The 19,558-nt window shown below is 60.5% G+C and carries 19 protein-coding genes; 12 read left to right on the top strand and 7 right to left on the bottom strand.

All coding sequences use genetic code 11. The annotated features are described in order from the left end of the window. Positions 1-86 precede the first annotated feature (86 nt). Positions 87-2,378, bottom strand: coding sequence for a beta-glucosidase BglX (gene bglX / locus ACEN9A_RS23055; RefSeq protein WP_019647924.1), 2,292 nt, complete (start codon positions 2,376-2,378; stop codon positions 87-89). 247 nt (positions 2,379-2,625) lie between these two features. On the opposite strand from bglX, the gene ACEN9A_RS23050 reads away from it, so the two are divergent. From ACEN9A_RS23050 to ACEN9A_RS23035, 4 genes are all read left to right on the top strand, one after another. Then, positions 2,626-3,237: a LemA family protein gene (locus tag ACEN9A_RS23050; protein WP_258670907.1), complete on the top strand. Its 612-nt coding sequence runs from the start codon at positions 2,626-2,628 to the stop codon at positions 3,235-3,237. A gap of 44 nt (positions 3,238-3,281) precedes the next feature. Next, positions 3,282-4,037, top strand: coding sequence for a TPM domain-containing protein (locus ACEN9A_RS23045; protein ID WP_258670905.1), 756 nt, complete (start codon positions 3,282-3,284; stop codon positions 4,035-4,037). 48 nt (positions 4,038-4,085) lie between these two features. Beyond that, positions 4,086-4,703, top strand: coding sequence for a TPM domain-containing protein (locus ACEN9A_RS23040; protein WP_018926845.1), 618 nt, complete (start codon positions 4,086-4,088; stop codon positions 4,701-4,703). A 273-nt stretch (positions 4,704-4,976) separates the two neighbouring features. Then, positions 4,977-6,203 carry a class I SAM-dependent methyltransferase gene (locus ACEN9A_RS23035; protein ID WP_258670903.1) on the top strand — a complete coding sequence of 409 codons (1,227 nt, stop codon included), beginning with the start codon at positions 4,977-4,979 and terminating at the stop codon, positions 6,201-6,203. Here ACEN9A_RS23035 and ACEN9A_RS23030 read toward each other — a convergent pair. Next, entirely contained in the window at positions 6,193-7,107 is a 915-nt protein-coding gene (locus ACEN9A_RS23030) for a DMT family transporter (RefSeq protein WP_019647927.1), read from the bottom strand. The genes ACEN9A_RS23035 and ACEN9A_RS23030 overlap by 11 nt on opposite strands. A gap of 364 nt (positions 7,108-7,471) precedes the next feature. Here ACEN9A_RS23030 and ACEN9A_RS23025 point away from each other — a divergent pair, with 364 nt between their 5' ends. The 3 genes from ACEN9A_RS23025 to ACEN9A_RS23015 all read left to right on the top strand — a co-directional run bounded on the left by ACEN9A_RS23025 (position 7,472) and on the right by ACEN9A_RS23015 (position 8,833). Continuing rightward, a complete protein-coding gene (locus ACEN9A_RS23025; RefSeq protein ID WP_018926842.1) occupies positions 7,472-8,053 on the top strand; it encodes a DJ-1/PfpI family protein in 582 nt (193 codons plus the stop codon). A 14-nt stretch (positions 8,054-8,067) separates the two neighbouring features. Then, positions 8,068-8,373 carry a ribbon-helix-helix domain-containing protein gene (locus ACEN9A_RS23020; protein WP_007935755.1) on the top strand — a complete coding sequence of 102 codons (306 nt, stop codon included), beginning with the start codon at positions 8,068-8,070 and terminating at the stop codon, positions 8,371-8,373. Positions 8,374-8,488: 115 nt separating this feature from the next. Next, complete coding sequence (locus tag ACEN9A_RS23015) at positions 8,489-8,833, top strand: YegP family protein (RefSeq protein WP_019580886.1); 345 nt, start codon at positions 8,489-8,491, stop codon at positions 8,831-8,833. Between the two features lie 72 nt (positions 8,834-8,905). On the opposite strand, the gene ACEN9A_RS23010 is transcribed toward ACEN9A_RS23015, so the two are convergent. Both ACEN9A_RS23010 and ACEN9A_RS23005 read right to left on the bottom strand, forming a co-directional pair. Beyond that, positions 8,906-9,793, bottom strand: coding sequence for a dihydrodipicolinate synthase family protein (locus ACEN9A_RS23010; protein WP_258670900.1), 888 nt, complete (start codon positions 9,791-9,793; stop codon positions 8,906-8,908). A 29-nt stretch (positions 9,794-9,822) separates the two neighbouring features. Further along, on the bottom strand, positions 9,823-10,605 hold the full coding sequence (locus tag ACEN9A_RS23005) for an aldolase (protein ID WP_258670897.1): 783 nt from the start codon (positions 10,603-10,605) through the stop codon (positions 9,823-9,825). A 109-nt stretch (positions 10,606-10,714) separates the two neighbouring features. On the opposite strand from ACEN9A_RS23005, the gene ACEN9A_RS23000 reads away from it, so the two are divergent. Beyond that, positions 10,715-11,257, top strand: coding sequence for a helix-turn-helix domain-containing protein (locus ACEN9A_RS23000; RefSeq protein ID WP_019647930.1), 543 nt, complete (start codon positions 10,715-10,717; stop codon positions 11,255-11,257). Positions 11,258-11,303: 46 nt separating this feature from the next. Here ACEN9A_RS23000 and ACEN9A_RS22995 read toward each other — a convergent pair whose 3' ends face one another. Continuing rightward, complete coding sequence (locus ACEN9A_RS22995; RefSeq protein ID WP_258670892.1) at positions 11,304-12,323, bottom strand: DUF4917 family protein; 1,020 nt, start codon at positions 12,321-12,323, stop codon at positions 11,304-11,306. Between the two features lie 156 nt (positions 12,324-12,479). On the opposite strand from ACEN9A_RS22995, the gene yiaY reads away from it, so the two are divergent. Next, a complete protein-coding gene (yiaY, locus tag ACEN9A_RS22990) occupies positions 12,480-13,628 on the top strand; it encodes an L-threonine dehydrogenase (protein ID WP_019647932.1) in 1,149 nt (382 codons plus the stop codon). On the opposite strand, the gene ACEN9A_RS22985 is transcribed toward yiaY, so the two are convergent. Both ACEN9A_RS22985 and ACEN9A_RS22980 read right to left on the bottom strand, forming a co-directional pair. Next, the gene (locus ACEN9A_RS22985) at positions 13,625-14,791 is read right to left on the bottom strand and encodes an MFS transporter (protein WP_258670887.1); all 1,167 of its coding nucleotides are present in this window, start codon (positions 14,789-14,791) and stop codon (positions 13,625-13,627) included. The two genes, yiaY and ACEN9A_RS22985, sit on opposite strands and share 4 nt — an antisense overlap. A gap of 18 nt (positions 14,792-14,809) precedes the next feature. Continuing rightward, complete coding sequence (locus tag ACEN9A_RS22980; protein ID WP_258670884.1) at positions 14,810-16,045, bottom strand: aminotransferase class I/II-fold pyridoxal phosphate-dependent enzyme; 1,236 nt, start codon at positions 16,043-16,045, stop codon at positions 14,810-14,812. Positions 16,046-16,285: 240 nt separating this feature from the next. Here ACEN9A_RS22980 and ACEN9A_RS22975 point away from each other — a divergent pair, with 240 nt between their 5' ends. From ACEN9A_RS22975 to ACEN9A_RS22965, 3 genes are all read left to right on the top strand, one after another. Beyond that, entirely contained in the window at positions 16,286-17,194 is a 909-nt protein-coding gene (locus ACEN9A_RS22975) for a LysR family transcriptional regulator (RefSeq protein WP_019647935.1), read from the top strand. Positions 17,195-17,369: 175 nt separating this feature from the next. Further along, positions 17,370-18,563 (top strand): CaiB/BaiF CoA transferase family protein, encoded by a 1,194-nt coding sequence (locus ACEN9A_RS22970; protein WP_258670881.1) that lies wholly within the window; start codon positions 17,370-17,372, stop codon positions 18,561-18,563. Next, positions 18,560-19,486 (top strand): hydroxymethylglutaryl-CoA lyase, encoded by a 927-nt coding sequence (locus ACEN9A_RS22965; RefSeq protein WP_258670879.1) that lies wholly within the window; start codon positions 18,560-18,562, stop codon positions 19,484-19,486. The genes ACEN9A_RS22970 and ACEN9A_RS22965 overlap by 4 nt, the downstream gene beginning before the upstream one ends. Positions 19,487-19,558: the final 72 nt, after the last annotated feature.

Raw genomic sequence — 19,558 nt, 5'->3', positions numbered from 1 at the left:
TTCTTCAGGATCAAAAGATCGCAGCCTTCGGCAGCTCCTACACAGGTTAGCTGCCGAAGGCTGCGATCTTTTGCTTTCAAACGGGGTTACAGCAACTCAAAGCTCTGCTGCGTCACGTCCTGGGAGTCCAGGCCGATCTCCACGTTGAACTTGCCTGGTTCCGCAGCGTACTTGAGCTGGGCGTTGTAGAACTTCAGGTCATCCTCGGTGATGGTGAAGTGCACGACTTTCTGTTCGCCGGCCTTGAGCAGCACTTTCTGGAAGTTCTTCAATTCCTTGACCGGGCGGATCATCGAACCGGTCACGTCCTGGATGTACAACTGCACCACGGTTTCACCATCACGCTTGCCGGTGTTCTTCACCACGACGCTGGCATCGAGCTTGCCGGTCTTGTTCAGCGTGGTCGACGACAGCGCCATGTCGGTCAGGCTGAACTGGGTGTAGCTCAGGCCGTAGCCGAACGGGAACAGCGGCCCGGTGGTGTCTTCGAAATACTGCGAGGTGTAGTTGCCCGGTTTGCCCGGGGTGAACGGCCGGCCAATGCTCAGGTGGTTGTAGTAGGTCGGAATCTGACCCACCGAACGCGGAATGGTGATCGGCAGTTTGCCCGACGGGTTGTAGTCGCCGAACAGCACGTCAGCGATGGCGTTGCCGCCTTCGGTGCCGCTGAACCAGGTTTCCAGAATCGCGTCAGCCTGCTCTTTCTCTTCGAGAATCGACAGCGGACGGCCGTTCATCAATACCAGCACCAGCGGTTTGCCGGTGGCTTTCAACGCCCTGATCAGCTCGCGCTGGTTGCTCGGGATATTCAGATCGGTGCGGCTCGACGATTCGTGGGACATGCCACGGGATTCGCCCACCGCAGCCACTACCACATCAGCATCCTTGGCGGCTTTTACCGCTTCGTCGATCAACACGTTGGCCGGGCGCGGATCATCCACCACTTCCGGTGCGTCGAAGTTGAGGAAGTTCAGGTAATCGAGGATTTTCTTGTCGTCGGTGATGTTCGCGCCACGGGCGTAGATCAGCGTCGATTGCGCGCCGAGTGCGTGGGTCATGCCGTCGAACAGAGTGACCGATTGCGCAGGACGGCCAGCGGCGGCCCAGCTGCCCATCATGTCGATCGGAGCCTTGGCCAGTGGGCCGACCAGGGCGATTTTTGCGGTTTTCTTCAATGGCAGGGTGTCGCCCTGGTTCTTCAGCAGCACCAGGCTGCGGCGCGCGACATCACGGGCCTCGGCGCGGTGCAGGCGGCTTTCGGCGTAGGTGTCGGCCGGGTCATCCTCGGCCTTGCCGATGCGCAGGTACGGGTCTTTGAACAAGCCCATGTCGTATTTGGCGGCGAGCACTTCGCGCACGGCGTTGTCGATGTCTTTCTGTTCGATCTCGCCGGATTTGAGCAGCCCCGGCAGCTCTTTGCCGTAGAGCGTGTCGTTCATGCTCATGTCGATGCCGGCCTTGATCGCCAGCTTCGCCGCTTCACGACCGTCGCGGGCGACGCCGTGTTTGATCAGCTCGAAAATCGCCCCGTGGTCGCTGACCGCCAGGCCCTTGAAGCCCCATTCCTTGCGCAGCAGGTCGTTCATCAGCCAGGTGTTGGCGGTGGCCGGCACGCCGTTGATCGAGTTCAGCGCAACCATCACCCCGCCGGCACCGGCGTCGATGGCGGCGCGGTACGGCGGCAGGTAATCCTGGTACATCTTGACCGGGCTCATGTCGACGACGTTGTAGTCGCGACCGCCCTCGACCGCGCCGTACAAGGCAAAATGCTTGACGCTGGCCATGATGCTGTCGGCCGCGTTCGCACCGCTGCCCTGGAAGGCCTTGACCATCACACCGGCGATTCGCGAAACCAGGTAAGTGTCTTCACCAAAGCCTTCGGAGGTGCGGCCCCAGCGTGGGTCGCGGGAGATGTCGACCATCGGCGCGAAAGTGATGTCGAGGCTGTCAGCCGCGGCTTCCTGGGCGGCGATGCGCCCGGAGCGGCCAATGGCGTCCATGTCCCAGCTCGAGGCCAGGGCCAGGGGGATCGGGAAAATGGTCCGGTGGCCGTGGATCACGTCGTAGGCGAAGAACATCGGGATCTTCAACCGGCTGCGCATGGCCGCGTCCTGCATCGGACGGTTTTCGGCGCGGGTGATCGAGTTGAATGTGCCACCGATATTACCGGCCGCGATTTCCTTGCGGATCAGCTCCCGAGGCATTTCCGGGCCGATGCTGATCAGGCGCAACTGGCCGATTTTTTCATCGAGGGTCATTTGTTTCATCAGGTGGCTGATGAAGGCGTCCTTGTTCTCTATCGGTGCGGGCGTCGTGGCGGCCAATACAGTATGACTGGCCAGGCTGACGAACAGGCCCAGCAAACACAGCTTCTTCATGAATGTTCTTCTCAAAAGGCCCAAGCGGCAGTGAATACGCGCCGGTCAGCCAAAATTTTGGGAGCGACTATTGTTGTTTGGGTGTTGCTTAGAAAAATGCAGCACACTTCTTACTGTTTTTCCGCTGGGCATCTTTTAGCCCATTGGCTCGATGCAATCCAGTAGCGGCGCAGATTATGCCCCAAGAGCCGGGGTCAAAGTTCGCCGGTTGTTTTATCAACGTAGTGTGCAAGGGAGCATCAACCAGATGAATGTACGACACCCCTATCGGTCGAGCCTGCAGGTTGCAGCCTTGATGTTGCTGACCACACTGCTGGCGGGTTGCGGCATCAACACGATCCCGACCCTCGACGAACAGGCCAAGGCTGCCTGGGGCCAGGTACAGAACCAGTACCAGCGTCGCGCCGACTTGATCCCCAATCTGGTGGAGACCGTCAAGGGTTATGCCCGGCATGAGGAAGAAACCCTGACCGCCGTGGTCGAAGCCCGGGCCAAGGCGACGTCGATTCAGGTGGATGCCAGCACGCTGGACAATCCGGAAAAACTCAAACAGTTCCAGCAGGCGCAGGATCAGCTGACCGGCGCGCTGAGTCGGTTGATGGTGGTGTCCGAGCGCTATCCGGACCTCAAGGCCAACCAGAACTTCCTGGCGCTGCAATCACAACTCGAAGGCACCGAGAACCGCATCGCCGTGGCGCGTCGCGACTTCATCCTCGCGGTGCAGAAATACAATACCGAGCTTCGCACCTTCCCCGGTCGCTTGTGGCACACCGTGATGTACAGCGATTTGCCGATCCGCGAAACTTTCGAGGCCACCAGCCCCGGTGCCGAGAAAGCGCCTGAAGTGAAGTTCCAGTAGGCGCCGGACCGGGGTTTGAAGTGCCACCAAGGATGAGGTTGCCAATGCGCGTGATGAAAGTGGGCCTGATGCTGTTGCTCTGGGTCTTTGCCCTGTCGGCCCAGGCCGGGTTGAAGTTTCCGGAACTGACCGGACGGGTGGTGGACAACGCCCAAATGATCGAGCCAGCGGTCCGCGAGCAGCTGGTTCAGCAGCTTAATGCCCACGAGAAATCCACCGGCGAGCAGTTGGTGGTGGTCACGTTGCCGGACCTGCAGGGCGCCGACATCGCGGATTTCGGTTATCAACTGGGACGCTACTGGGGCATTGGCCAGAAGGACAAGAACAACGGCGCGCTGCTGATTGTCGCGCGTGCCGAGCGAAAATTGCGGATCGAAGTCGGTTATGGCCTGGAAGATCGCCTGACCGATGCGCAGAGTTCGGTGATCATCAATCAGGTGATCACGCCGGCATTCAAGGCCGGCAATTTCAGCAAGGGCATCAGCGATGGCGTTTCGGCGATGCTGGTGGTGCTGGGGGGCAATCCGCTGAACGAGCCGTCGACGGTGTATGAGCCGCGTGGCAATCAGGAGAGCGATTTCGTTGCGCGGCATCCGGGGGTATTCGTGTTCCTGGTGCTGCTGTTTATCCTGACGATCTTCGTCGGCCAGATGTTCGGTATTCTGCCGAGCGGAGGCGGGGGAGGCCGGGGCCGTTCGGGAGGTTTCGGCGGTGGAGGTTTTGGCGGCGGTGGCGGTGGCGGGGGCTTCAGTGGCGGCGGGGGCAGTTTCGGCGGCGGTGGTTCGTCGGGCGGCTGGTGATGACACGGCAGGAAACACAACAACAATAGCGAGCAGGCATTCATAAACATGGCATTACTGACTGAACACGAACAACGCAAAGTCGCCGAGGCGATTGCCCGGGTCGAGCGCGATACCGACGCCGAACTGGTGACGGTGCTTGCGGCCCGCGCCGACGACTATGCGTATATCCCGCTGCTCTGGGCCAGCCTGTTGGCGCTGGTGGTGCCGGGTATCGTGCATTACCTGACCGGTTGGCTGACCATGCACAGTTTGTTGCTGGTGCAATGGGTCAGCTTCATCGTGTTGTGCCTGGTGTTCCGGATTCCGAAAGTCACCACGCGCCTGATCCCGCGCTCGGTCCGTCACTGGCGTGCGTCGAACCTGGCGCGTCGGCAGTTCCTGGAGCAGAACCTGCACCACACCGTGGGCGGCACCGGCATGCTGATTTTTGTCTCCGAGGCCGAGCGCTATGTGGAGATTCTGGTGGATGAAGGGATTTCAAAACGGCTGGACAACAAGAATTGGGACGCGATTGTGGCGACGTTTACCCAGCAGGTGAAGCAGGGGCAGACGTTGCAGGGGTTTGTGACGTGCATCGAGGCGTGCGGCGAGTTGCTCAAGGTGCACGTGCCGGTGACCCAGGTGCGCAATGAATTGCCGAATCGGTTGGTGGTGTTGAGCTAAAAACCAGATCCCGGCAATGACGCGTTCTTGTAGCAGCTGGCGCAGCCTGCGTTCGGCTCGGGCCGCGTTCGGACGAAGCAGTCGCTAATTCGCCTGGATACGGTCTATCTGATACACCGCGTATTTTGATTTTACGACTGCTGCGCAGCCGAACGCAGGCTGCGCCAGCTGCTACGGATCGCACCGTTTGGTAAATAACTGCGTGTCCCGAACGGCCATCCCCCCTAAAATACCCGCCATTCCCCGATTCGCACCGCCCGAGGCCGTTTTTCCATGTCTGTCACCGCCACTCCCGCCAGCCTCGCGCCGGATCACCACGCCCAATTCATCGACCTGCTGCAAACCAGCCTCGACGCCAACGCCTTCATCAAACTGGTGCTGGCCAAGTACGTTGGTGGCGAAGCGGACTTGCAGCGGTTGATCATCAAGCAGCTGACGGTCAAGGATCAGCCGTGCCTGTCCTTCGTCTACCGCTACAAGACCCGCGACATCACCAAGAACCTGCCGATTGCCGAAGGTGTGGCGACCATTGCCGCGCTGTTGCCGGCATCGTTCAAAAATGCGCATTTACTGTCACTGACCGACGAAGCCCAGCTCGAATACAGCAAAAAGGGAAAATCTTCGCTGTTTAAGAGCAAACCACAGCAATTGCGCGAAGTGCCGTCCGCCGAGCACAACCGCGAGAAGAACCGCTTCCTCGACCTGAACCGGCCGTTCCTCAAAGACCTCGGCGTGACCAACGCCCAGCATGAGCTGATCCCGGCGATGTCGCGCAAGTGGAAGCAGATCAACAAGTTCATCGAAGTCTTCAGCCATGCGCTGACCTCCTCGCCGCTGGCGCTGGACAAACCGGTGCGGGTGGCGGATTTCGGCTCGGGCAAGGGTTACCTGACGTTCGCGATCCATGACTACCTGCGCAACACCCTGAAAGCCGAGGGTGAGGTGACCGGCGTCGAGCTGCGCGAAGACATGGTCACACTGTGCAACAGCGCGGCGGCGAAGCTGGAGCATCCGGGGCTGGTGTTCAAATGCGGTGACGTGCGCAGCGTGGCGCCGAGCGAGCTGGATGTGATGATCGCGTTGCATGCCTGCGACATCGCCACCGACTATGCGATTCACACCGGCATCCGTTCCGGCGCTGCGATCATCATGTGCTCGCCGTGCTGCCACAAGCAGATCCGCCTGCAGATCCAGAGCCCGGCGCTGCTCAAGCCGATGCTGCAATACGGCCTGCACCTGGGCCAGCAGGCGGAAATGGTCACCGACAGTTTGCGTGCGTTGTTCCTGGAAGCCTGCGGCTACGAGACCAAGGTGTTCGAGTTCATCTCACTGGACCACACCAACAAGAACAAGATGATTCTGGCGGTCAAACGCGCCGAGCCGGTGGACCCGGCTCAGTTGTTGGTGAAGATTCAGGAGCTGAAGGACTTCTACCACATCAGCGAGCATTGCCTGGAAACCCTGCTGCGGGCTGACGGGTTCCTGGTCGCTAAGGCTTGAGCTGAACCCCCGCCGGTAACGTGCCCGGTTGCGCCGGGCGCACTGCGGTCTTGCGCCCCAACATCACTGTCACGATCACCCCGGCCGCAAACAGCCAGGTAATCGGCTCGACGTGCTCACCGAAGAACAACGCCGAAAACGCGATGGTGAAGAAGATCTGCAGCAACTGGATCTGACTGACCCGGGCAATGCCGCCCATGGCCAGCCCGGCGTACCAGGCAAAGAAGCCGATGAACTGCGAAAACAGCGAGACATAACCGAAGGCCCACCAGGTCCTGGCCGAAATCTCGCCCTGATGTTGCAGTGCCAGGTACAACACCGGCCCGATCAGCAGCGGCGTCGACAGCACCAGCGCCCAGCAGATCACCTGCCAGCCGCCCATCTCCTTGGCCAACCGGCCGCCTTCGGCATAACCCAACCCGCCCACGGCAATCGCCCCGAGCATCAGCAAGTCACCGGCCTGAATGCTGCCGGCGCCGCTGATCAGCGCATAACCGAGCACCAGCGCACTGCCCAGCGCAGCGCAGGCCCAGAAGGCTTTCGACGGGCGCTCATGGGACAGCCACGCGGCATACAGCGCCACGCACAGCGGTTGCAAACCGTTGACCAGTGCGCCGTGGGAGGCGGGCAGTGTCTGCATGGCCCAGGCCGACAGCACCGGGAAGCCGAGGATGACCCCGGCGATCACCAGTGTCAGGCCTTTGACCTGTTTCCAGGTGGGCCATTTTTCCCGGCGCCACAGCAATAACAGCGCTGCCGGAATCGCCGCGAACAGCGCCCGGCCCAAGCCGTTGAGCAGCGGATGGAGTTCCTGCACGACGATCCGTGTGAAGGGTAGGGTCAGGCTGAAGATAACGACGCCGAGCAGGCCGAGGGCCATGCCGGTGTTTTCGCGCGAGGACATGATGGATGACCAGAATTCAGGGTGGCGGGAAGTTTCTTTATCTAGCCATAAACCTGAGGCTTTCCGCTGTTACAGCTGGGTGCAGAGTTATCCGTACAGTTAAGCGCGGTCCCTGTGGCGAGGGAGCTTGTCGGATCGCCGCACCGTCCCGTTCGGCTGCGCAGCAGTCGCAAAACCAGAGACCATCGATTGATTGACGAAGCCGGTAGGGCCGCTTCGCGCCCCAGCGGGAGCAAGCTCCCTCGCCACAAAAAGCCAATCCAGTTCATATCGTTCGTAGTAGTCGGTTATTACCCGACCCGCCGGATAAGGACTACCTTGAATACTCCTGCAGGCCCACGCATTTTCCAGAGGAGTCCTCCCCATGGCTGCTAAAAAAATTCTGATGCTGGTCGGCGATTACGTCGAAGACTATGAAGTGATGGTGCCCTTCCAGGCGCTGCTGATGGTCGGCCACACGGTGCATGCCGTTTGCCCGGACAAAACCGCCGGTCAGACCGTGCGCACGGCGATCCATGACTTCGAAGGCGACCAGACCTACAGCGAAAAACCCGGTCACCTGTTTGCCCTGAACTTTGATTTCACCAAGGTCGATGCGGCGGACTACGACGCGCTGCTGATCCCGGGCGGTCGTGCGCCGGAGTACCTGCGCCTGAACGAAAAAGTCCTGGCGCTGGTGCAAGCGTTCGACAAGGCTGGCAAACCGATCGCCGCCGTATGTCACGGTGCGCAATTGCTGGCCGCCGCCGGTATTCTTGAAGGTCGCGAGTGCAGCGCCTACCCGGCCTGTGCCCCGGAAGTGCGCCTGGCTGGCGGCACGTACATCGATATCCCGGTGACGGAAGGCCACGTTCAAGGCAATCTGGCCACAGCCCCGGCCTGGCCGGCGCACCCGAGCTGGCTGGCCGGTTTTCTCGGGTTGCTGGGCACCAAAATCACGCTGTAACGAGGGACCTGTCCATGTGCGAGCTCTACGTCAAGGCTGATCCGATTCTCTACGAGTCGCGCTCCCGCTCGCTGCGCATCTGCGGGGTGGTCACCACCCTGCGGCTGGAGAATCAGTTCTGGGATATCCTCAGCGAAATCGCCGAGGTCGACGGCATGACCACCAATCAGTTGATCGCCAAACTGTATGAAGAGGTGATGGACTACCGCGGCGAGGTGGTGAATTTCGCCTCGTTCTTGCGGGTCAGCTGCATGCGCTATTTGAGCCAGCGCCGGGTGCAGGCACCTGAGTTGTCGGTGGTGCGGGCGGTGGTGAAGTAGGGCGGTTTTTGTATCGATCCGACTTGCCCGCGAAGAGGCCGATACAGGCGACAGAAAACCTGGCTTGGTCTTTACTCTGAAGCGCGAAACCTCTCAATCGCCAAGGAGAACAAGCATGTCTGGATGGTACGAAGTGAGCAAAACCAGCAATGGTCAGTTCAAGTTTGTGTTGAAAGCGGCCAACGCCGAAACCATTCTGGTCAGTGAGCTGTACACCACGCGCGGTGCGGTCGATAGCGGAATCGCCTCGGTCCAGGCCAATAGCCCGCTGGACGAACGCTACGAGAAAAAAGCCACCAAGGATGGCCATCCTTACTTCAACCTCAAGGCCGCCAACCATCAAATCATCGGCAGCAGCGAGTCTTATTCATCCGATGCCGCGAGGGAAAAAGGCATCGCCAGCGTCAAGGCCAACGGCCCGACCACGGTGATCAAGGACAAGACCTTGCCGGTGTTCTAAACACACCGCATACCCAATGTGGAAGCGAGCCTGCAGGCTCGCTCCCACTGTTGTTTTGTGTGTTCCCGACGATCAGCGCAACGCGTTCAACAAACCCTGCAACTGACTGTGGCCAGTCTCGCCGAGTGCAAACACCGGCAACCGCGGGTCGCCCGCTTCCAGCCCGGTCAGGCGCAAACCAGCCTTGATGGTCGCCGGCAGACCGCCCTTGAGGATGAAGTCCAGCAACGGCAACTGGCGGTAGAACAGTTCGCGAGCCTTGCTCAGATCATTGGCCAATACCGCTTCGTACAAGTCGAGATTGAGCTGCGGGATAAGGTTCGGCGCCGCTGTGCACCAGCCTTTGGCGCCGGCCGCAAACGCTTCCAGCGCCAAGGGATTGCAGCCGTTATAGAACGGCACCCGGCCTTCGCCCAGCAGTTGCAGTTTGTGCATGCGCTGAATGTCGCCGGTGCTCTCCTTGACCATGGTGACATTGTCGACCGCGTTGAAAATCCGCAGGATCAACTCCACCGACATGTCGGTGCCGCTGGTGGCCGGGTTGTTGTAGAGCATGATCGGCACGCCGATGTTCTCGCCGATGGCGCGGTAGTGGGCAAGGATTTCCGCCTCGCTGAGTTTCCAGTACGACGCCGGCAGCACCATCACCACGTCGGCGCCGTGGGCCTCGGCAAAACGCGCGCGGCGCACGGCTTTGGCGGTGGTCAGGTCGGACACGCTGACGATGGTCGGGACGCGTTTGGCGACGTGGCGGATGCTGAATTCGCTGACTTGATCCCATTCCGCGTCGCTCAGGTAAGCGCCTTCGCCGGTGCTGCCCAATGGGGCGATGGCGTGGACACCGCTATCGATCAGGCGGTCGATGGAACGCCCGAGCGCGTCGAGATCAACGCCTTCGCCCTGGGCGGTGAACGGGGTGATGGTGTAGCCGATGATGCCGTGAATGTTTGCGGTCGACATAGCGTCTCTCCTGTCAGGAATGCGTGGGGTCAGTTCAGGCAATCGGCGTGTTGGCGCAGATTCTGCCGGGCGTAGTAGTTGAACGCGGCGGCGTGGCGCTTGGGCTTGGATATCCAGTCGTGGGCTTCACGGCCCAGCTCGGGAAGAATCGGTTTGATTGCACCGGCGGCCATGGCCAGCAACTGCAACTTCGCTGCACGTTCGATCAGTTGCGCAATGACACAGGCCTCTTCGATGGTCGCGCCGGTGGACAACTGGCCATGGTGGGAAAGCAGGATCGCCCGCTTGTCGCCCAAGGCCCCGGCAATCAGTTCGCCTTCTTCATTGCCCACGGGCACCCCCGGCCAGCCTTCGAGAAACGCGCAGTCGTCGTAGAGCGGGCAGAGGTCCATGTGGGAAATCTGCAGCGGTACTTCCAGCATCGACAGCGCCGCGACGTGAGTCGGGTGCGTGTGAATGATGCAGTTCACGTCCGGCCGGGCGCGGTACACCCAGCTATGGAAGCGGTTGGCCGGGTTGGGCATGCCATGGCCTTCAAGCACTTCCAGGTCTTCGTTGACCAGCAACAGATTGCCTGAAGTGATCTCGTCGAAACCCAGGCCCAGTTGCTGGGTGTAATAGGTACCCGGCTGCGGGCCGCGAGCGGTGATTTGCCCGGCCAGGCCGGAGTCGTGGCCGTTTTCGAACAGAATGCGGCAGGTCAGGGCCAGCTTTTGCCGGTCGGTCCACGTATTATCCGCCAGGGTGTTTTGCATCTGTGTCAGCGCTTGCTTGACCAGTTGCTCTTTGGGTAGTGCTAATGTCTTGGCCATATCGGTGTCCTTTGGGTGGGGCATGCAAATGACACTAAAGAGGCTATATGACACTTTGTGTCATTGGCAAGGACAAATCGTTGCCTCCTTGATGGATTAACCGTTCTACATGTCTATCCGTTTGAAATTACTGAGAAAAAAACTCGGCGTGACGCTGGAGGCCTTGGCCGAAAAATCCGGCATGACCAAGAGCTATCTGTCGAAAGTCGAGCGCGGGTTGAATACCCCCTCGATCGCCGCTGCGCTGAAACTGGCCAGGGCGCTGAACGTGAAGGTCGAGGAATTGTTTTCCGAAGACAACGTCAGCCTCGACAGCTACAGCCTGGTGCGCAGCGACGAACGCCAGTCCCTGGCCGCCAACGACCAGAGCCCGGGTTATGCGGTACTGGCCCATCAGGTCAGTGAGCGCAGCCTGTTGCCGTTCATCATTTACCCGCCGACCGAGTTCACCGACAAAACCTTCAAGGAACACCTGGGGGAAGAGTTTCTGTTCGTCCATGAAGGGCAGGTGGAAGTGGACTTCATGAACGAGCGGGTGCTGCTCAATCGTGGAGATGCGCTGCACTTTAATGCGCAGAAACCGCATCGCCTCAGGTCAGTGGGCGAGGTGCAGGCGCAGTTGTTGGTGGTGGTGCATAGCAGCGAGGAATGAGGTTATCGGGCCTTTGTGGCGAGGGGGCAAGCCCCCTCGCCACAGGTCAGACCTCGACCGGCACGGTCAGCTCAGGATTACCGAGCGCATGCGTCTTCGAATCAAAAAAACGCAACGCCACACCCGTCCCCTCGAACGCCTTCGCGTAATGCCGCTTCTGATGCTGGATGAACGCCTTGCTGCGCGGGTAAATCGAGATCGCTACGACTTTCGGCTTTGCCTGGCGCAACGCATGAGCGATGTGACTGTCCTGCTCGCCAAGGGCATGCCCGAAGATGCACAACCCGTCACCGTGGCCGAGTAACTGGTCGTAGCAGAACGACAGGTAATCCGAACTGCGAATGGTCTTGAGTTTGTCTTGCGCCGGGCCTTCGTTGACGAACAGCGGCACGTCGTCGAGGGTCTTGATCGTATTGTTGATCGCGAAATTGCCGAGCAACGTTCCCTCGGTCGACATCAACTTGCGCGCGGTGCCGTCCTGATTGCGCACCAGATGCAAGCCGCCGTGCAGGTACAGCAAACGCGGTTTGTCGGTGGCGCTGGCGCTCAGATCGAAGCCGGGTTCGGCACCCTGGAACAGGTCGGTCACGACGTCCGGCCGATGCTGGATCGCCCAATAGCTGAGCAAGTCGTAGTTGGTGGTGAACACCGTCCGATAGCTGCCCAGTTCCTGATTGATCGTCGCCAGCGTCGAAGGCTTCACCAGCCGCCACGGGATATGCACCGCGTGCACGGTGTTGATCAGCGCTTCCTTGATCGCGTAGTAGCGATTGCGCGGTGCTGCGGAGCTGACGGCCAGGGCCTTGTTGACCCGGCTGGTGGTCTTCAGCGCCCCAAGCACTTGTTCAAAACTGCGCGTCTGCATCGCGTCGAACACGCTCAGCTCGGACTGGCTCAGCGGTTTTTCTTCGACGGTGCGGGCATTTTCGAACAGCGAGTCGTAGCCGAAGTCGTCCCACACGGCGCGGCTGGCGCCGTTACCCACCAGCAGGCCGCCGAACGAGGCGGTGGTGCGCAAGGCGTTCCAGTCTTCAAGTTGGGCATCGACATCCTGGAAATCGGTCATTGCGTTTGTCGTCTCGAAGCAAAAGGTCTGATGGACGGCGACTTTATCACGCCCGGGCGTTGAGCCAGATCAACATACCGCGTGACTGATCGGTCGACCCTGTGCGCACCCGCCGAATCGGCATTGCCGATTTGGTTTCAGCCAGGAGACTCGCGCATGAGCAGTACGTTTTTCATCCCCGCCGTGAACATCATGGGCACCGGTTGCCTCGACGAAGCCATGGACGCCATTGGCAAGTATGGTTTTCGCAAGGCGCTGATAGTCACTGACGCCGGGCTGGCCAAGGCTGGCGTGGCATCGAGGATTGCCGAGAAACTGGCGTTGCAGGACATCGACTCGGTGATCTTCGACGGCGCCAAGCCGAATCCGAGCATCGCCAACGTCGAGCACGGCTTGGGCCTGCTCAAGGAAAGTCGCTGTGATTTCGTGGTGTCTCTGGGCGGCGGTTCGCCTCACGACTGCGCCAAGGGCATCGCCTTGTGCGCCACAAACGGTGGGACGATCCGTGACTACGAAGGTGTCGATCGGTCGGCCAAACCCCAGCTACCGTTGATCGCGATCAACACTACCGCCGGCACTGCCAGCGAGATGACCCGTTTTTGCATCATCACGGATGAATCGCGCCACGTAAAAATGGCCATCGTCGACCGCAACGTTACGCCGCTGCTGTCAGTCAACGACCCGGAACTGATGGTCGCCATGCCCAAGGGCCTGACCGCCGCCACCGGCATGGACGCATTGACCCATGCCGTCGAAGCCTACGTCTCCACGGCAGCCAACCCGATCACCGATGCCTGTGCGCTGAAAGCCATCACATTGATCAGCGACAACCTGCGCCAGGCCGTGCAGGACGGCAGTGACATGATCGCGCGGGAAAACATGGCCTACGCGCAATTTATGGCGGGCATGGCGTTCAACAATGCGTCCCTTGGTTACGTTCACGCGATGGCCCATCAGTTAGGCGGGTTCTACGACCTGCCCCATGGCGTGTGCAACGCGGTGCTGCTGCCTCATGTGCAGAGTTTCAACGCACTGGTTTGCGCCCCTCGCCTGACCGATATTGCCCACGCGATGGGGGCCGACATTCGCGGGCTCAGTCCGGAAGAGGGCGCGCAGGCGGCGATCGCGGCGATTCGCAGCCTGGCCAGGGATGTGGACATTCCCGCCGGTTTGCGTGAGCTTGGTGCCAGGCTCAATGACATCCCGGTCCTTGCCGGCAATGCCCTGAAAGACGCCTGTGGACTGACCAACCCTCGGGCGGCGGATCAGCGGCAGATCGAGGAGATTTTCCGCAGCGCGTTCTAAGCGGTTCGACGGCCGGGCGCGAGCGCTACGCAAAGCAACGCGCCCAAGGCCAGCAAGGTGCATAACAGCGACAACGGCCATGCCTGCTGGCTGGCTATCAGGCTGGCGATACCGCCGATAACGGCGGCCATCAGTTGATGAATGAAACCGCTCAACGCCATCGCATAAGCACCGCCGACCGGCGAACCGTGGTTGGCCAGGGACAAGCTGATCGGGTAAATCAGCGATTGGCCGAATACTGAAAAACAATAGGGCAACCAGAACAGCAGCGCGATAGACGTGCCTGCGAGGCTACCCAGCAACATGACTGCGCTGCCGGCCAGTATCAGCCCGACGCCCGCCGTCATCAGCCATTGCTGACCGGTTTGCAGTACGAAGCGATTGACCGCCACGGCCCCGAGAAAGTACGCCGCGCTGATGGGCCAGCCCAACAAGCCGTATTCCACTGCCGACCAGTTGAAGGCGCCTTGCAGAATCAGCGGTGCAGCGGTGTTGAACGCGACAATCACCCCATACCCCAAGCCACCGGCGAGGGCCGGTAACAGGAAGGCCCGATGACGCAGAATGTACCCGTAGCTCGTCCAGGCCGATGATGGTGTGTTCTCTTCTGCCAGCATCGGGAACGTGACCCGCGCCACCACCAGCGCCATCAACAGGCTCACACCACCCAATAAGTAGAAAATCGCTGACCAGCCCAGTGTCACCTGGATGATCGACCCCAGGTATTGACCGATACCCAGCGCCACCACAAAGGAAATCGATATCCAGGACAACGCCTTGGCCAGCAGATCGCCGCGAAAACTGTCGCGGATCAGCACCCGGGCCATGACTGAAATCCCGCTGGCGCCAATCCCCTGAATCAGGCGAAAAACCAGGAACGATTCAAGTGTCTGGCCCAGAGGCAGGGCCAGGTTGCCCAGCCCATAGAGGCCGAGCGCCGCGAGCAATACCGGCTTGCGGCCAATGCGCTGGCCCAGGCTGCCCCAGAACAGCATCGGCAGCGCCATGCCGATCAGATACACCGCCAACCCCCATGAAACCTGTGAAGCATCTGCGGACAGATCCCGGGCAATATCCGGCAGCGCCGACAGATAAATGCTCATGCCCAATTGGGCGAGAAAAACCGTACAGCAGGTGATCAGGAGGGTGGTGCTGCTCTTCATTTAATCTTCCCTGTTTTTTCAGCCGCCGATGTCCCGGCCGTGAGCACGTAAAAGCTCGGTGATGAGTCCACAGAAATGGCGGATCAGCGTCGTCCCCATGTCGGCGCGCAGGGTGATTCTGATGGCTGCCTTGCCTTGTGCAACCACCGGGAAAAAGACTGCCGAGGTGAAGAATCCGTGATTGGCCAGTTCAATGGCGATGTTGTTGGCCAGCGATGCCTCACCGCAATTGACCAGTCGAATCGCCATGTTGCTGTTGTGTTGTGCGGTTCGTATGAGGCTGTCAAAGAGGCGGATATTAACCTGAAGTTTTTCCTGCAGCGCGGCGAATTCCAGGGTGTGGTGTAGCTGGATGGATGCCCGGCCCGCGCCAATGGCTGCACTGTTCAGGCTTTGCGACCAGTTGTTGGGGCCGCCGTAACGCGCAATGAGCTTCTTCTGCCGTTCACTGCCCAGCATCACCAGACCGCCGCTGGCGCCGAACGACTTGGCCAGCGAGGCGACGATGAGGCAGTCATCATCCAGGGTATGCAGCCTGGGACGCACAAGACCGACGCCGAATGTTCCTACAGAGGAAAGCGCGTGGGAATCGTCCAGATAGAGAAACAGCCCATAGCGGTCCTTCAGATACAAAAGGCTGTCCATGTCCGCAACCCCGCCCATGCTGTAGGCGCCGTCGGCGACATACGCGACCCTGGTGTGTCGTTGACACAGCGTCTCGAGGAAGTCCATGTCGTTATGCGGGCACGTCACGACCTTCGTTTCATCGGCACAGGCGGCTTTGAGGTGATTCATCGAGTAATGCGCCAACCGGTCGAAAGCCATCACCGGAGGGCGATTTTCCGTGAATACGCCGCTGGCCAGCAGCGGCAGGATCCCGGCACTCGCCGCGCTGCACGACAGAGTGCTCAGGCAACTGGTGCCGAACAACTCGGACAGTTCGGTTTCGTATTGGTCCAGAATCGCCAGCTTGCAGCGGCTCCTGGAATTGGCGATGCGAAGTGTGCCGGTTTCCCACAGCGTGGTCATGGCACCGTCGAGAATATCGGGATGGTGATCCAGACCCAGGTATGACGTCGTACAGAAATGATGAAACGCTCTCCCGTACTGATCGAGCATGCGGTTGGCACTTTTTATCTCAACGTTGAGCCCCGCGATTTTTCCGGTTTCGGCGGTCTCCCAATCATGATCGGCCAATGAAACGAGTTTGCGGTAGTTGGTGAAAGTGTGCGCCGTGTACGGTATCTGGCTCATGTGTGAGTGACATTCCTTGAGTGAATCTATCCGTGGGTTTGTTGCAGTTTGTGTGTGTTGCCAGACTTTACAGAGAGTCCCGATGGGCTTTGAATCGGCTGTTTCCGGTAGTACTGAGAGTTGTAAGAGAATTAGTTGTAGGGCGATGCCCCGGAGTGCTGTGGGTAATTGGATGGCGGACACGAATCTAATCCGGGCTATCCTGCCGACTCAGTCGAACCGAAATCATCGAGCCCTGCCATGCTGCAAAAAAGCCTGATCCGCCGCCTCGACCTGATCACTCTCCAGCTGTTTGTGGCCGTCCACGAAGAGGGCACCTTGACCCGCGCCGCCGCCCGCGAAGCGATCGCGGTGTCGGCGGCCAGCAAGCGGTTGATGGAGCTGGAGGAGGCGCTGGGCATCAGCCTGTTCGTGCGCCAGGCCAAGGGCATGACGCTGACACCGGCCGGTGAAACCCTGCTGCACCATGCCCGGCAGATGCTGTTTAACGTCGAGAAAATGGGCCTCGAACTGGGCGAACACAGCCACGGTGTACGCGGTTATGTGCGGATGCTCGCCAACCTGTCGGCGATCATTCAATTCCTGCCCGAAGACCTGCGGGACTTTTCCGCGCGCCATCCGCAGGTCAAGACCGACCTCGAAGAGCGCCCCAGCAGCGGGGTGATCCAAGGCGTGCTCGATGGCGTGGCGGACCTCGGGATCTGCTCCAGCGACAGCGACGTCAAGGGGCTGCACAGTGTTGTTTATCGTCAGGACAAACTGGTCGTCCTGATGCCGGCCGATCATCCGCTGGCGAGTCGTTCGGCCTTGGCTTTTGCCGACACGCTGGACAGCGATTACGTCGGTCTGCATTCGGCCAGTTCCATCAACATGCGCACACATGCGGCCGCGCGCAAGGCCGGCAAGGTGCTGAGGTTGCGGATTCATGTGCCGGGGTTCGACGCCATGTGCCGGATGGTCCAGGCCAACATGGGCATCGGCATCCTGCCGCTAAAGGCCTACGAACTGTTTGGCCGGGCGCTGGGGTTGCACGCGGTGCCGCTGACGGATGACTGGTCGGATCGTGCGTTGATTCTGGTGGTGCGCGATGAAGTGGCGCTGTCGCCGGTGAGCCGGATGTTGTTTGAGCATTTGCGCGGCCAGGCCTGACAGTTTTCGATTGCATGGACGGGCCTCTTCCCGGGCAAGCCTGACTTGAGGTCGCGGTAATCTCCAGCCAGGCATTCGCGTTTCGCGAACGGTCGTTGCCAACAGAAGGTTGGATTCCATGCCACTCGGTCCTCTAGCCTTGGCGCATATTCCAAGAACAAGAGGTACCCCCGCGATGACTGCCCCCTTGAGTGCAATCAAAGTGATCGAGATCGGCACGCTGATCGCCGCGCCGTTTGCTGCGCGCATGCTGGCCGAGTTCGGCGCCGAAGTGATCAAGATCGAAGCCATGGGCCAGGGCGATCCCCTGCGTAAATGGCGCAAGCTGCACGAAGGCACTTCGTTGTGGTGGTACCTGCAATCGCGAAACAAGAAGTCCCTGGCGCTGAATCTGAAATCCCCTGAAGGCATCGAACTGGTCAAGCAACTGGCGAGCGACGCCGATGTGCTGATCGAAAACCTGCGCCCCGGCGCCCTGGAGAAGCTCGGCCTGGGCTGGGACGTGTTGCATGCCCTCAATCCCAACCTGACGCTGGTGCGCATTTCCGGTTACGGCCAGACCGGCCCGTACCGTGATCGTCCGGGTTTCGGGGCGATCGGCGAGGCGATGGGCGGGATTCGCTATACCACCGGTACTCCCGGTTCGCCGCCGGCCCGAGTGGGGGTCAGCCTCGGTGATTCCCTGGCTTCGCTGCACGCGGTCATCGGTGCCTTGATGTCGCTGCTGCGGGTCAAGACCGGGCAGGGCGGCGGGCAAGTGGTCGATGTGTCGTTGGCCGAAAGCGTGTTCAACGTCATGGAAAGCCTGGTGCCGGAATACGACATGCTCGGTCATGTGCGTGAGCGCAGTGGCGGGGCGTTGCCGGGTATTGCGCCGTCCAATACTTACCTGACTGCCGACGGTGCCTACGTGGTGATCGCCGGCAACAGCGACCCGATCTACAAGCGTCTGATGGCGGTGATTGGCCGGGCCGACCTGGCCGAAGCGCGGGAGTTTGCGCATAACGATGGCCGCGCCGCCAAAAGTAATGTGCTCGACGCAGCCATTACCCACTGGACCAGCAGCCTGCCGATTGATGAGGTGTTGGCGGCTCTGGAAGCTGCTGAAGTCCCGGCCGGGCGCATCTATTCGGTGGCCGACATCGTTGCCGATCCTCACTATCAGGCGCGGGGCATGCTGCTCAACGCCGAACTGCCCGGCGGTGCCTCGGTGAAGATGCCGGGCATCGTACCGAAAATGTCCGAGACCCCTGGTGGCGTGAACTGGTCGGGGCCGAGCCTGGGTCAGCACACCGACGGCATCCTCGCGGGGCTGGGCCTGACTGACCAGGACATCGAACGGTTGAAAGCTGAAGGGGTGGTGCAATGATCACTGATTATTCCCAGACCCTGATCGTTCAGGAGGTCTCCCCGCGTGACGGCTTGCAGATCGAGCCGACCTGGGTCGAAACCGCCGACAAGATTGCGCTGATCGATCAGTTGTCGCTGGCGGGGTTCAGCCGCATCGAAGCCGGCTCGTTCGTTTCTCCCAAGGCGATTCCGGCCCTGCGCGATGGCGAGCAAGTGTTCAAGGGCATCGCCCGACAGCCGGGCGTGATCTATGTCGCGTTGATCCCTAACCTCAAAGGCGCACAACGAGCACTGGACTCGGGGGCCGACGAGCTGAACCTGGTGATGTCCGCCAGCCAGACCCACAACCTGGCGAACATGCGGATGCGCTGCGAGGCGTCATTGGCTGCGTTCGGCGAGATCGTCGAGTTCGTTCGCGGCACGCCGGTGCGGCTCAACGGCAGCATCGCCACGACTTTCGGTTGCCCGTTCGAAGGCAAGATCGATGAGGACCGCGTGCTGCAAATTGTTGAGGCTTATCAGGAGCTCGGCATTACGGGGATTACCCTGGCCGACACCACCGGCATGGCCAATCCACGCCAGGTCGATCGCTTGGTGCGACGGGTGTTGCAACGGGTTTCACCGGCTGATCTGACCCTGCATTTCCACAACACGCGCGGCCTCGGTCTGTGCAACGTCCTGGCAGCTTACGAGGCCGGAGCCGGGCGCTTTGACGCAGCCCTCGGAGGCCTTGGCGGTTGCCCGTTTGCACCGGGTGCCTCGGGCAATATCTGCACCGAAGATTTGGTCAATCTGTGCGATGAAGTCGGCATTCACACCGGCATCGACTTGCCGTTGTTGCTGCGATTGTCGCGAGGCTTACCTGCATTGCTGGGCCATGAAGTGCCCGGGCAGCTCGCCAAGGCCGGACGTAACTGCGACCTGCACCCGACACCGTCCTGAACCCACCGAACAAACTCCTGAAAAAGCCGCAACGAACCAGACAACAAAAACAATCGGACGCCCACGGGACGT

The sequence above is a fragment of the Pseudomonas sp. Pseusp18 genome, from assembly GCF_059506005.1.
Note: the sequence above shows the minus strand (reverse complement) of the source record. Positions and strands in the feature narration are given on the sequence as shown.